This is a genomic window from Enterobacter sp. UNJFSC 003 (genome assembly GCF_036903355.1).
GTDB lineage: Bacteria > Pseudomonadota > Gammaproteobacteria > Enterobacterales > Enterobacteriaceae > Enterobacter.
In genome coordinates this window covers 683,569-696,342 of the sequence record NZ_JBAKHK010000001.1, presented here as the reverse complement: position 1 = coordinate 696,342, position 12,774 = coordinate 683,569, and the positions used below count along the sequence as shown (strand labels likewise).

Here is a 12,774-nt window from a genome sequence, read left to right as displayed (position 1 = left end):
TCCTTACAGTTAGCGAAAGGTAAACGCCTTTACCTCCTTCATAGCCATGTAAGTATAGACAGTGTGACGGTGCTCGCCATTTGACAACCGCCCCGTCAGTAATACTGGCGGGGCGGTTAAGGGGTCAACTATGGTTAGTAGTTGAGCAAGTGAAAGGCGAGAATTTCATCAGACCGTTCGCTTCGCTTTTTGCTTGTAACGGTCGAAAATCACGGCTGCCAGCAGGATCAGACCACGTACCACGTACTGCGAGAACGGCGAAATATTGAGCAGGTTCATGGCGTTCTCTACCGTCCCCAAAATCAGGATACCCGCCACCACATATGAGATTTTTCCGATGCCACCTTTCAGGGAGACCCCCCCTAAAACGCAGGCAGAAATGACGATGAGCTCATAGCCGATAGAGGTCATTGGCTGGCCACTGGTCATACGCGACGCCAGGATAATCCCCGCCGCCGCCGACACCAGGCCAGAAAGAACAAAGATGATGATCTTGGTTCGCACAACCGGCACGCCCGCCAGACGTGCCGCTTCTTCGTTTCCGCCAATCGCCAGGGTATTACGACCAAACGTGGTGCGGTTGAGCAGGAAGCCAAAGAGGATGAGGCAGGCCACCGTTAGCCAGATAGGCGCAGGCAGGCCCAGCCAGTTGGCATAGCCCAGGGTAAAGAAGCGCTCGTCTTCAATCCCTACTGCCTTGCCGTCTGAGATGATATAGGCCAGACCGCGCACGATTTGCATGGTCGCAAGCGTGGTGATCAGGGCGTTAATCTTCAGACGGGCAATGACAAAGCCATTCACTAGCCCGCTCAGCACGCCGAGCATCAGCCCGGCAAAGACGCCAATCCACAGGCTTTCGGTCATATTGATGACCACCGCCGTGGTTACGCCTGCACAGGCAATGACCGAGGCCACGGAGAGATCGAAGTCACCCGAGGCCAGACAGAACAGCATACCGCAGGCCACCATGCCGGACATGGAAATGGCCAGCCCCAGCCCCTTCATGTTGATGAAGGTGGCAAAATTAGGCACAAAAATCGCGCAGGCGAGGAACAGTGCGGCGAAGACCACCAGCATGCCGTACTGATCCCAGATGCGTCCAAAACTGAAAGCCGACTTCGGCGCTCCGGAGGTAGTAACAGAAGACATCTTTGACTCCTTACTCAGGCGACAGCCTGGCTAACTTTAGGCATGGCGAGACTCAACGCCTGTTGTTCATTCGCCTGTTCATGCAGCAATTCACCGGCAATTTCACCTTCACGCATGACAACAATGCGATCGGCAACGCCCAGTACCTCAGGCAGGTCGCTGGAGGCGAACAGCACCGCCACGCCGCGTTTTGCCAGTTCATAAATCACGTTATAGATCTCGTGTTTTGCGCCGACATCAATACCGCGCGTCGGTTCATCTAATAAAATGACCTTCATGTCCTCCGACAGCCAGCGGCCTAAAATCGCCTTTTGCTGGTTGCCGCCGGAAAGGTTCATGATCAGCTGTTCCGCACCCGGCGTTTTGATGTTGAGCGAACGGATATGATGGTCAGCGTTGCTCGACTCCCAGCCGTCGTTGATCAGACATCCCGCGCGAATGTATTTGCGCCTGGCGGAAATATTGATGTTGTCACGTACGGAGTGAACCGGAATAATGCCTTCGGCTTTTCGGTCCTCCGGGCAGAGCATCATGCCCGCATTGATCGCGTGCGCTGGTTTCTGAATATCGACCTTTTCACCATCAATTGAGACCTGCCCGCCGGTGATGCGCGTCCCGCCGAACAGGCCTTTCATCAACTCGCTGCGCCCCGCCCCCACCAGACCAAACAGGCCGACGATTTCGCCGCTGCGCACCGAAAGCGATATTGGCGTACGCACGCCTGGCGCCTTGACGTTATCCAGGCGCAGACGTTCAGGTCCGTACTCGCGCGTTTGCCAGTGATAAATATCCCCCAGCTCGCGTCCGACCATCGCCTGGACAAGCTGGTCATGGTTAACCTGTTGCATGTCGGTAAAGGTGCGAACATAACGCCCGTCTTTAAACACGGTGATGGCATCGCTCAAGGCAAAAATTTCTTCCATACGGTGTGAAACGTACAAAATGATGCGCCCTTCTTTGCGCAGCTCCCGGATCACGCGGAAAAGGTTTTCGATTTCTCGCGCAGAAAGCGAGCTGGTGGGCTCATCAAAAGCGATGACCTTGGCATTACGCGCCAGCGCCTTGGCAATTTCGACCATCTGCCACTGGCCGATGGAGAGATATTTCAGCGGCGTCTGAGGATCGACATCCAGACCAAGATGCTTTAACTGCAGCCCCGCTTCATAATTCAGTAGCGAACGATTAACAAAGCCGCTTTTGTGCGGAAGCTGGCCTAAATAGATGTTTTCCGCCACGGTCATCTCAGGAATCAAATGTAACTCCTGATAGATAATGGCAATGCCGGCGTTTAACGCCGCCGTGGTATCGGCAAAAACGACCTCTTCACCGCGAATGGTCAGCGTGCCGGTGGTTGGCGTGTAGTTGCCGCTGAGAATTTTCAACAGCGTGGATTTCCCCGCGCCGTTCTCCCCCATCAGGGCATGAACCTGGCCGGCATAGCAATCAAAGCTAATATCGGTCAGCGCGTTAACACCGGGGAACGTCTTCCCGATGCCGCGGAAAGAGAGATACGGATCAGACTGTTGCATAACGTCTCCGTGAATTCTGTAGTGTGTACGTCTGGCCCCTCACGGTGCGTGAGGGGCACAATCACAGCGTATTACTTACCGCCCAGCCCTTTTTTCGCCAGTTCCTCTTTGAAGTTTTCGCGGGTGATCAGCACCACGTCAGTCACTTCAGTGAATTTCGGCGGTTCAGCCCCTTTGGTCACCCAGTTGTAGAGCATCTCGCTGGATTTATAACCGTGTACGTCCGGGCTTGGCAGCAGGGAGCCGTAGAAACCGGTCGCCTGCGCTTTAGAGAGTTCACTCACGGCGTCAACGCCGTTGATGCCGATACCGATGACGTCAGGCGCTTTAAAGCCCTGGCCTTCCGTTGCACGCACGCCACCCAGCACGGTGTTGTCGTTCATGCCGACCACCAGCCAGTGTTTCACTTCTGGATGCTGAACCAGCATGGAGTTCGCCGCATCGAAGGCGCCGGGGATATCGTTAGATTTGGTCGGCACTTTGTAGATCTGTTTTTCCGGGAAACCGGCGGCTTTCAACGCGTCCATTGAACCCGAGGTACGACGACGCGCCGTGTCCAGTTCATCGGCGGTAATTGCCATTACGCCGGTCTCTTTGACATCCCAGCCGCGTTTTTGCATCTCTTTATAGAGTTCCTGTCCCTGGCGCTCGCCGATTTTAGTCGCGGCCATCATCACCAGCGGCACGCTGTCCATCGGTTTGCCTTTGGCATTGACGAACTGATCGTCAACCGCAATTACCTTCATGCCGTAGCCGCGCGCTTTGGCGGCGATCGCTGAGCCCAGTTTCGGGTCGGGCGTACAAATAACGAAACCTTTTGCGCCGCTGGCCGCCAGGCTATCAATGGCGTTCAGCGTTTTCTCACCGTCAGGCACGGCGATTTTGATCACGTCAAAACCGAGATCTTTCCCGGCCTTATCGGCGAATTTCCATTCAGTCTGGAACCAGGGTTCTTCGGGCTGCTTGACCAAAAAACCGAGTTTTAAATTTTCTGCGATAGCGGATTGTGACATAACAGCAGCCAGACCAATGGCCGCCAGCGCTTTAGTAAATTTGTGCATGGTAAACTCCAGCTTAAGCATTCTTTTCGGTAGGGAATATTTGCGTGCTTCTTATTTAATCGGACTTAAAACAAGACATTAGCGCTTACCTCGTCATAAGCGTTAGTGCTGGTGATAGTTTTAGCGGGAAATTAATCATCCATAAGAGAGCGCCATCACACCGCAGAATTACAGTAATTGCGTACATAAATTCAGCGAAAAATGACATAAAAACGGCAGGAATTGTCAGACAAATGAAAGTGAGTTAAGCAGAATTATCCATAAGATCAGCTAAGAAGTCCCTGATACCCGGACGCTGGCGCGCCCGGAGGAAAAATCACCACGGATAATAAATATGATCGGCGTGATCGCGAACGGGTGTTTCGTCGCCTAAAAGACGTGCCGAGAGGGTTAACGCAAAGTCAAAGGCGTGACCAAGACCTTTTCCGCTGATCAGGTTTTTATCCTCCACGACCGGCGCATCAATATACTCGCCGTCAGTGACCGTTTGCCATAAGTCACCCGAGCAGACATAGCGGCGCCCCTTGAGTAGCCCATTCCTACCCAACACGCGCGCTGCGGCGGAACAGATTGGGCAAATGAGTTTTCCACTTTCGTCATGGGCAGAAACAAAGCGCACCACGTCCCGGCTCGCGGCCAGGTTCACGCTGCCCTGCGGCCCGCCGGGTAATACTACGGCGTCATAGAGCGTATCGATACGCTCTGTTAAGGTGCTGTCCGCCACCATGGGAATAGCATGGTAACTCACCACGGCACGCGATTCCGCGCAGGCCAGCGTTTCCACCTCAATATGCAAACGGCGCAGGATATCAATCGTGATAATTGCTTCCGCTTCCTCAAAACCTGGTGCCAGCAGCACCGCAACTTTTGCCATCGTAAACCTCAGTGAATGCAACGTTATAAAACACCGTTTCATTTTCACAGAGTGCGTAATAACAAACCTGTGCCGCGATCACAGAAACGCCTATTGAACATAAATTGATTTAGCGCAAATTTATGCTTTCATCATATATTCACCCCTACCCCTTCTGGATTATATTTTATAGAAGAACTGAATTCGCTGGTTATTTATAAGCGTAAATTAATGACGCATTAAAATATAAAAACTGATAAATCAGCACGTTAAGAATTAACAAAAATATCACTCTCTGTTTAAAAATCTCTACTATATTAAAATTTGTAATGTATGGTAAACACAGCCGCATTAAGAGTTTTCTTAGGCCAAATACAAGGGTATGCTTATTTATATCGAACACAGGAAGTGAATATTCGGTCCACCAACCTTTGTGCAGAGATAACCACTCTGCCTTCAATGATACGTACCTGCCGGATCAGGTTTAGCAGTGGACATTACGTCCCACAGTCAATAAGGATATGAGTATGGCTACCCAAGCGATGATGCAAAAACTTAACGCCCAGTTGAATCTTGAATTTTACGCCTCAAACTTGCACCTGCATTTGAGCTCATGGTGCTCAGAGAAAAGTCTCAATGGTACGGCCACCATCTTTAGGGCCCAGGCGCAAAGCAACGTTACCCATATGATGCGCGTCTTTAATTTTATGAAAGCCGCGGGGGCGAACCCCACCGTAAAAGCCCTGGAAACCATCAATGATGATTACGCTTCACTGGAAGAACTGTTCCAAAAAACGCTTGAAGAGTATGAGCAACGCTGCGCCACGCTGAACAAACTGGCGGATGAGGCCAAAGCTCAGCATGACAGCACAACCCTGAAATTCTTACGTGATATGGATAAAGAACAGCAGCAGGACGGCATGCTGCTTAAGTCTCTTGCGCACGAAATCCGCAACGCAAAACGTGCAGGGCTGTGCCCGGAGCAGACCGATCGTCACCTGCTCGATATCTTAACGGTTCAGCACCACTGATCGCTTTTACCTGCTCCGCACAGGAGCAGGTTCCCTCTCTTATCAACTCACTGCTTTTGCTGATATTTAACAAATCAGATCTCGCTCCCAACGAATAACCCTACATCGTGTGATGATTTATTGAATTACATTATCATCGACGAGGGAGCATCATGATCACCATTGAGTTTATTGTCATTATTGCCTGCCTGCTGGTAGGAACACGTTTCGGCGGCATGGGACTGGGGCTAATAAGCGGTATTGGCCTGTTTATTCTTAGCTTTGTCTTTGGCCTGCAGCCGGGTAAACCGCCGGTAGACGTGATGCTCACCATTCTGGCCGTTATCGGCTGTGCGGCCACCCTGCAAACGGCAGGCGGTCTGAATGTGATGATGCAGTTCGCCGAGCGCCTGCTGCGTAAACATCCGCAGCACATCACCCTTCTCGCCCCGTTTACGACATGGATGCTGACTTTTCTGTGCGGCACCGGACACGTGGTCTATACCATGTTCCCGATCATTGCGGATATCGCGCTGAAAAAAGGGATCCGCCCGGAGCGCCCAATGGCCGTTGCCTCTATCGCCTCACAAATGGCCATTACCGCCTCGCCGGTTTCCGTGGCCGTGGTGTCGCTGGTCTCGATACTGGGGGCGCAACACGGGATCGGCCACGCATGGGGTATCCTCGAAATTCTTGCCGTGTCGGTTCCCGCCTCGCTGTTTGGCGTTGCCATTGCAGCACTGTGGAGCCTGCGTCGCGGCAAAGATTTAGCCGATGACGTGGAGTTTCAGGAAAAGCTGAAGGACCCAAAACAGCGCGAGTTTATCTACGGCGGTACCGAAACGCTGATGGACCAGCGTTTTCCTAAACAGGCCTACTGGTCAACCTGGATCTTCTTCGCCGGGATTGCGGTCGTGGTCCTGCTGGGGGCGCTGCCTGAACTGCGCCCTGCGTTTGAGGTAAAAGGCAAAATGACGGCACTGTCGATGAACCTGGTCATTCAGATGATGATGCTAATCGCCGGGGCGGTCATGCTCATCGCCTGTAAGGTCAATGCGTCCGCGATATCAAGCGGTGCGGTATTTAAAGCGGGAATGGTCGCTATTTTCTCGGTATTCGGGGTCGCGTGGATGAGCGATACCTTTTTTCAGGCACATCTGGACGAGCTGAAAATGGCGCTGGAAGGCGTAGTGAAAAGCCACCCTTGGACCTATGCCATCGTGCTTTTCCTGGTCTCTAAACTGGTGAACAGCCAGGCGGCAGCGCTGACGGCCGTTGCGCCCATGGGGCTGATGCTGGGCATAGACCCAAAAATGCTGATTGCCTTCTTCCCGGCGTCTTACGGCTATTTTGTCCTGCCGACCTATCCAAGCGATCTGGCCTGCATCGGCTTTGACCGTTCGGGCACAACCCGTATCGGCAAATTTATTGTCAACCACAGCTTTATTCTGCCGGGACTGATTGGCGTGAGCTGCGCCTGTGCGGCGAGCTATTTGCTGGTGCAAACGTTCTTCTAACTCTTCACCGGGCGACAGTTGCTGTCGCCCGTCGACGTTCTCTCAGAAATGAGTTTCTCATTTCACCACATCGGTTTATACCCTACCTCGTTCGAGCTGCAGCCAACGCACATGCAGCATGAAGCGTGACGGGTATGTTTAGTGAGACTCACCCTGCGGTGTGAATCTCAACTCGATCAGTGCGATAGCTTTCTGGATCGCACGCATCGTAACCGGGTCTGCTGCAGCAGGATGGCTGGTAAAATCGATGTTTTTCAGTTGGGTAGACATTTTCTCGCGCACCTCGACTGGCGCGATAACGTCAATCACATCAAGGATTTGTTTGATAACCAGCTGGCATGCGACGACGTCAGACACCAGTTCCTGATCGGCGCTCAGGTTTTGAGACATGGGGCTTACTCCTGTATTTAAAGGCCGCCATAGTAACAAAACGAACGCCCCTTCATCTCCCTCTCGCCGCACGCAGGCATAAAAAAACCTGCCGAAGCAGGTTTTTTATCAGAACATCGCACCCGGCGGCACGTCTTTAAATGTGTTGCAGTAGTTAGCCCACATGCTTTTCAGGATTTTGCGCAGCTTCATTGTAATGCTCCAGTAACGTGTTATGCAGGTGTTATTGTTAATGCGCTTATAATATGACCACCATCACAGAAATCAATATTTTTGTGATGAATATCACGATTACAAATCCATCGGTGCTGCTGGAATGTTATAAAAACAACGTTGAATCCGTGGGTTAGCTTCATATAAATTCCAGTAAATTTTTATAATTTTTTTTGATACGGCGGGCTGAAAATGAGTGAGAACGTAACCGGCAAAGAGAGCCGAGGCTTATCGCCCGCGGCGCTGCTGGTCGCCGGGGCTTTCTTTATGGAGTTTCTTGACGGTACGGTGATTGCTACCGCCCTACCCGATATGGCCAAAAGCTTCGGCGTACAGGCCGTTGACTTAAATATAGGCATCAGTGCGTATCTGATTACCCTGGCGGTACTGATTCCCGCCAGCGGCTGGATTGCGGACCGCTTCGGCGCACGCAAGGTTTTTGCGCTCGCACTGGCTATTTTCACCCTCGCCTCTGTCTTTTGCGGTCTTTCAACCACCGTTGATCAGTTTGTTATCATGCGCGTGCTGCAGGGAGCGGGGGGTGCGCTGATGGTTCCCGTCGGCCGGCTTGCCGTTCTCCGCACCACGCCAAAACATCAGCTGATTACCGCCATTGCTACCCTGACCTGGCCCGCACTGGTGGCGCCAATCATTGGCCCACCGTTGGGCGGTTTTATCACCAGCTATGCCAACTGGCGCTGGATCTTCTTTATTAACGTACCGCTGGGACTTATCGCTATTGCTCTGGCATTGCGGGTTATCCCCGATCTGCATGAAGATGCGCGTCGCCCCTTCGACCTTCCGGGATTTATCGCAACCACCGTTGCAATGATGTGTCTGGTGTATGCGATGGAGTCGATGGGTGGGGAGCATCTCAACGCTGGGCTGACCTTATTCCTGCTGGCCATCGGTACGGTGGCGCTCATTTTCGCACTGCGCCATTTCCGGCGGGCGCAATGCCCGATGATCCGTCTTGATGCACTGCAGGTGCCGACGTTTCGCGTGACGATGTACGGCGGATCGCTTTTTCGCGCCTCGATTAGCGCGGTCCCCTTTCTTCTGCCGCTGATGTTTCAGGTGGGGTTTGGGATGAACGCTTTTCACTCTGGCCTGCTGGTTCTGGCGGTGTTCGTCGGCAATCTGACCATTAAACCGGCCACCACGCCGCTTATTCGCGCCCTGGGCTTTAAGCGGCTATTGCTGGTCAACGGCGCCCTGAATGTACTGGCTTTGCTGGCCTGCGCGTTCATTACGCAGGATACGCCGGTATGGCTGATGATGCTGGTTCTCTATCTCGGCGGGGTATTCCGTTCAATTCAGTTTACGGCGGTGAGTACGCTGGCCTTTGCCGATGTGCCCTCCGCCCAGATGAGCTATGCCAATACGCTGTTTTCCACCGCAACGCAACTCGCCGTTGGGCTCGGGATAACCCTGGGCGCTATTGGGATTCGTATCGGCGAAAAGATGAGTGAGAGCCTGGGGCTGGGGGCTGTCCCGGGGATGAGTTTTCGACTGGCCTTTGTCGTGATTGCGCTGGTGTGTCTGGTGGGGATGTTTGACACCTTGCACCTGACGAAAAATGCAGGCAGTGCGGTCTCCGTTAAAAAGTAGCGTTAGCCGGGCAAACACCGCGTCGCCCGGCTAAGGCTCATTAGCCTACGATTCCGCGGACAAAGGCTTCGATCTCTTTATCCTGGCAGTTTTCAAAGAAGCACTGCTGGAAGCGCTGCCCGGAAACGGCAGTTTTTACCAGCTCAGGATCGATAGCTCGCAGGGTATCCAGATAGTGCTCTTTCACCACCGCCGCTTTCACCTGATTCAGAATGCCCGCATTCCGCACCTGTGGCTCTTTGCGCTCTGGTGGATAGCCTTCGCCATTACGGCCGGTGAAGGCTTTTTCAAAGATGAAGCGAACGTTCAGCTCAGCGCCCCAGCCAAAGCCTTTTGCAAATGGCAGAGAGAGCGCGTTGCCGTTGTTGATCTGGGCAAACAGGAAAGCATCTGCTGGGTCAATGCAATAGCCGCAGATTACGCCCGGATGGATATTCAGAGACATCAGCGCCCCCTGGCCCGTTCCACAGCCGGTCACCACAAAATCAACGGCTTTGGCGTTCAGCAGAATGCTCGCCATAATGCCCAGATGGATATAGGTAAGATGGTGATCGTTCTCATCGCTCATCCCGACGTTGTAGACCGGGAAGCCCTTTTCATCGGCAACGGCTTTTAACTCATTAAGGATGATGGCATTTTTCGCGGCCTGGCTGTTTTCCATCATCAGTGCAATTTTCATCATGTCTCTCCTGAATGCATGGCGGGAATCCCGCTGTGGGTAGCTTTTCGCCTTAACCATACTATCAAACAAACATGCTTTCAAATTAACTGAAAACTTGTTTTAAAAAACAAGCATGGGCTCACAGTTCTGAAGAGATCGGGCCGTGAGAAAGAGAAAGGCCAGAATATCGGGCTATTCCAGCCATTGTCTCTGTCGTGTGCAGGTAGGATAATTTCTCCCCCTTCTCTCAGAGTGAACCATGAAAAGAGTCTTCGTTGCCGGTACGATCCTGCTGCTTGCGGGGTGTCACGTTAATCGCCAGGCTGAGATAAGCAGGCTGGATGCTCCCAATGGGATAGTCCGCCTCGACTACGGCCAGGCAATGCTGCAAAATGCGTATTCCGATGAATATGTCAATAATGGTACGGCAGCTAAAGCCTGCCAAACCATGGGATTCGCTACCGCCTCCGCCTATGGGCAACCGATTAAGACCTGCACACTCATTAGCGGCTCCCTGTGCCTGAACGAGACCGTGACTATTCAGTACAAATGCATGGGCTATGCAGTTAACCCTAACGCAAATAACCCGTGGTATTAATCAGCGCTGCCAGCCCGGCTGGCACTTTATTTCTCTTCAGAATAAATATATAGATCGCCAATGCGTTTTATTCCCATTCGTATTTTTAAATAATCATTTATTTATTTTACTTTTTGCAAATAATTAAATAACAAATTATAGTGTCGCTCATCGTGAACAAGAAATAATAAACCGGAGCGTCACCATGCTGAAAACTGAAATGATCGATAAGCTCAATGCTCAAATGAATCTTGAGCTTTTTTCATCCCTGCTTTATCAGCAGATGAGCGCGTGGTGTAGCTATCACAGCTTTGAAGGCGCTGCTGCGTTCCTGCGCCGTCACGCTCAGGAAGAGATGACCCACATGCAGCGTCTGTTTGATTATCTGACGGATACCGGCAGCCTGCCGCGCATTGAGACCGTTACCTCACCGGTTGCTGAGTACGGCTCTCTTGATGAACTGTTCCGCGCGACATACGAGCACGAACAGCTGATTACCCAGAAAATTAACGAACTGGCCCATGCTGCAATGACCAGTCAGGATTATCCAACCTTTAATTTCCTGCAGTGGTATGTTGCCGAGCAGCACGAAGAAGAAAAACTGTTTAAATCCGTTCTGGATAAATTATCACTGGCAGGTAAATCCGGTGAAGGCCTGTACTTTATTGATAAAGAACTGGCGACACTTGATACCCAGAATTAATCCTCAAACGGTGCTGAAATTTCAGCACCGTTTTAAAATATCTCCTATCTGAAAATTCCCACGCCCTTCTCTCCCGCATAAATAAACGCTTAATCCTTCATGGTCAGGGATATGTTCGATGGCCTCTGCTCATCATACCCTGCCGATTCGTAAACCTATCATTACACCACCTGTAACGGTGATTTGACGAGATACTGCTTTTCCCTTACTCTGCGCCGCAGATTTTGTCGCGATTGTGAATGGTTGTAGAGGAAAGCGTGAAAAACAGAACCCTGGGAAGTATTTTTATCGTCGCTGGAACGACAATTGGCGCAGGAATGCTGGCGATGCCGCTCGCAGCCGCCGGCGTCGGATTTAGTGTGACATTGTTGCTGCTGGTCACGCTGTGGGCGTTGATGTGCTACACCGCCCTGCTGTTGCTTGAGGTCTATCAGCACGTACCTGCCGATACAGGATTGGGGTCGCTGGCCGCTCGTTATTTAGGCCGCTACGGCCAGTGGGTTACCGGCTTTAGCATGATGTTCCTCATGTACGCCCTAACCGCTGCCTATATCAGCGGAGCCGGGGAGCTCATCGCCTCCAGCGTTAACGACGGGTTCGGTTCGGACATCGCGCCAGCTACGGGGGCGATCTTCTTTGCGCTCCTTGGCGGCGGCGTGGTGTGCGTCGGCACATCTTTGGTCGATCTGTTCAACCGCTTTCTGTTTAGCGCCAAAATTCTTTTTTTGATTGTGATGCTGATACTGCTGGCACCGCACGTTCACAAGGTTAACCTGCTGACGCTGCCGCTGGAGAAAGGGCTGGCGCTTTCCGCGATCCCGGTGATTTTTACCTCTTTTGGTTTTCACGGCAGCGTGCCGAGCATAGTCAGCTACATGAACGGGGATATACGCAAACTGCGCCGCGTCTTCGTTATCGGTAGCGCCATTCCACTGATTGCCTATATTTTCTGGCAGCTGGTGACGCTGGGCAGCATTGATTCTTCCACCTTTATTGGCCTGATGGCCCAGCACTCTGGGCTGAATGGTTTCCTGCTAGCACTGCGCGACGTCGTGACCTCCACCCACGTTGAGCTGGCGGTCCACCTGTTTGCCGATCTGGCACTGGCGACCTCATTCCTGGGCGTGGCGCTGGGTTTGTTTGATTATCTGGCCGATCTGTTCCAGCGACGCAATACCGTCGCGGGTCGCTTACAGACGGGGGCGATCACCTTCCTGCCGCCGCTGGCTTTTGCGCTGTTTTATCCACGCGGGTTTGTAATGGCGCTGGGATATGCAGGCGTGGCGTTATCCGTTCTTGCCCTGCTGCTGCCGTCCCTGCTGGCGTGGAAGAGCCGTGAGCAGCATCCGACGTCCGGCTATCGCGTGGCGGGGGGTAAACCCTTGCTGTGCGTGGTTTTTGGCTGTGGCGTGGTGATTATTCTGGTGCAGGTATTAATTGCCGCGGGGATGTTGCCGGAAGTGGGATGAGAAAATGGGGGCGAAAATTAGCCCCCTTGAG

13 protein-coding genes are annotated in these 12,774 nt (G+C 52.5%); 6 read left to right on the top strand and 7 right to left on the bottom strand.

Features of this window, described 5'->3' with window-relative positions; genetic code table 11:
• Nucleotides 1–168 precede the first annotated feature (168 nt).
• From araH to V5P19_RS03205, 4 genes are all read right to left on the bottom strand, one after another.
• Nucleotides 169–1,149, bottom strand: a complete 981-nt coding sequence (gene araH / locus V5P19_RS03220; protein ID WP_010432481.1) for an arabinose ABC transporter permease AraH — start codon at nucleotides 1,147–1,149, stop codon at nucleotides 169–171.
• A gap of 14 nt (nucleotides 1,150–1,163) precedes the next feature.
• The gene (araG, locus tag V5P19_RS03215) at nucleotides 1,164–2,678 is read right to left on the bottom strand and encodes an L-arabinose ABC transporter ATP-binding protein AraG (protein WP_334400061.1); all 1,515 of its coding nucleotides are present in this window, start codon (nucleotides 2,676–2,678) and stop codon (nucleotides 1,164–1,166) included.
• Between the two features lie 71 nt (nucleotides 2,679–2,749).
• A complete protein-coding gene (gene araF / locus V5P19_RS03210) occupies nucleotides 2,750–3,739 on the bottom strand; it encodes an arabinose ABC transporter substrate-binding protein AraF (protein ID WP_334400059.1) in 990 nt (329 codons plus the stop codon).
• Nucleotides 3,740–4,055: 316 nt separating this feature from the next.
• Nucleotides 4,056–4,613 (bottom strand): DJ-1 family glyoxalase III, encoded by a 558-nt coding sequence (locus V5P19_RS03205; protein ID WP_334400057.1) that lies wholly within the window; start codon nucleotides 4,611–4,613, stop codon nucleotides 4,056–4,058.
• A 506-nt stretch (nucleotides 4,614–5,119) separates the two neighbouring features.
• On the opposite strand from V5P19_RS03205, the gene V5P19_RS03200 reads away from it, so the two are divergent.
• Both V5P19_RS03200 and V5P19_RS03195 read left to right on the top strand, forming a co-directional pair.
• Entirely contained in the window at nucleotides 5,120–5,623 is a 504-nt protein-coding gene (locus V5P19_RS03200; RefSeq protein WP_334400055.1) for a non-heme ferritin-like protein, read from the top strand.
• 152 nt (nucleotides 5,624–5,775) lie between these two features.
• Nucleotides 5,776–7,119, top strand: coding sequence for an anaerobic C4-dicarboxylate transporter (locus V5P19_RS03195; RefSeq protein ID WP_334400053.1), 1,344 nt, complete (start codon nucleotides 5,776–5,778; stop codon nucleotides 7,117–7,119).
• A 138-nt stretch (nucleotides 7,120–7,257) separates the two neighbouring features.
• Here the strand turns inward: V5P19_RS03195 and V5P19_RS03190 are convergent, their stop codons facing one another.
• Together V5P19_RS03190 and azuC are read right to left on the bottom strand one after the other, a co-directional pair.
• Nucleotides 7,258–7,509 (bottom strand): DUF2766 family protein, encoded by a 252-nt coding sequence (locus V5P19_RS03190; protein WP_334400051.1) that lies wholly within the window; start codon nucleotides 7,507–7,509, stop codon nucleotides 7,258–7,260.
• A gap of 108 nt (nucleotides 7,510–7,617) precedes the next feature.
• Entirely contained in the window at nucleotides 7,618–7,701 is an 84-nt protein-coding gene (azuC, locus tag V5P19_RS03185) for a stress response protein AzuC (RefSeq protein ID WP_014832437.1), read from the bottom strand.
• A 213-nt stretch (nucleotides 7,702–7,914) separates the two neighbouring features.
• On the opposite strand from azuC, the gene V5P19_RS03180 reads away from it, so the two are divergent.
• Nucleotides 7,915–9,333, top strand: a complete 1,419-nt coding sequence (locus tag V5P19_RS03180; RefSeq protein ID WP_334400049.1) for an MFS transporter — start codon at nucleotides 7,915–7,917, stop codon at nucleotides 9,331–9,333.
• Nucleotides 9,334–9,373: 40 nt separating this feature from the next.
• On the opposite strand, the gene V5P19_RS03175 is transcribed toward V5P19_RS03180, so the two are convergent.
• Entirely contained in the window at nucleotides 9,374–10,012 is a 639-nt protein-coding gene (locus tag V5P19_RS03175) for an RpiB/LacA/LacB family sugar-phosphate isomerase (RefSeq protein WP_334401125.1), read from the bottom strand.
• 241 nt (nucleotides 10,013–10,253) lie between these two features.
• Here V5P19_RS03175 and yecR point away from each other — a divergent pair, with 241 nt between their 5' ends.
• From yecR to tyrP, 3 genes are all read left to right on the top strand, one after another.
• Nucleotides 10,254–10,592 (top strand): YecR family lipoprotein, encoded by a 339-nt coding sequence (gene yecR, locus V5P19_RS03170; RefSeq protein WP_334400047.1) that lies wholly within the window; start codon nucleotides 10,254–10,256, stop codon nucleotides 10,590–10,592.
• Between the two features lie 184 nt (nucleotides 10,593–10,776).
• The gene (gene ftnA / locus V5P19_RS03165; protein ID WP_334400045.1) at nucleotides 10,777–11,274 is read left to right on the top strand and encodes a non-heme ferritin; all 498 of its coding nucleotides are present in this window, start codon (nucleotides 10,777–10,779) and stop codon (nucleotides 11,272–11,274) included.
• Nucleotides 11,275–11,591: 317 nt separating this feature from the next.
• A complete protein-coding gene (gene tyrP, locus V5P19_RS03160; protein ID WP_369077399.1) occupies nucleotides 11,592–12,743 on the top strand; it encodes a tyrosine transporter TyrP in 1,152 nt (383 codons plus the stop codon).
• Nucleotides 12,744–12,774: the final 31 nt, after the last annotated feature.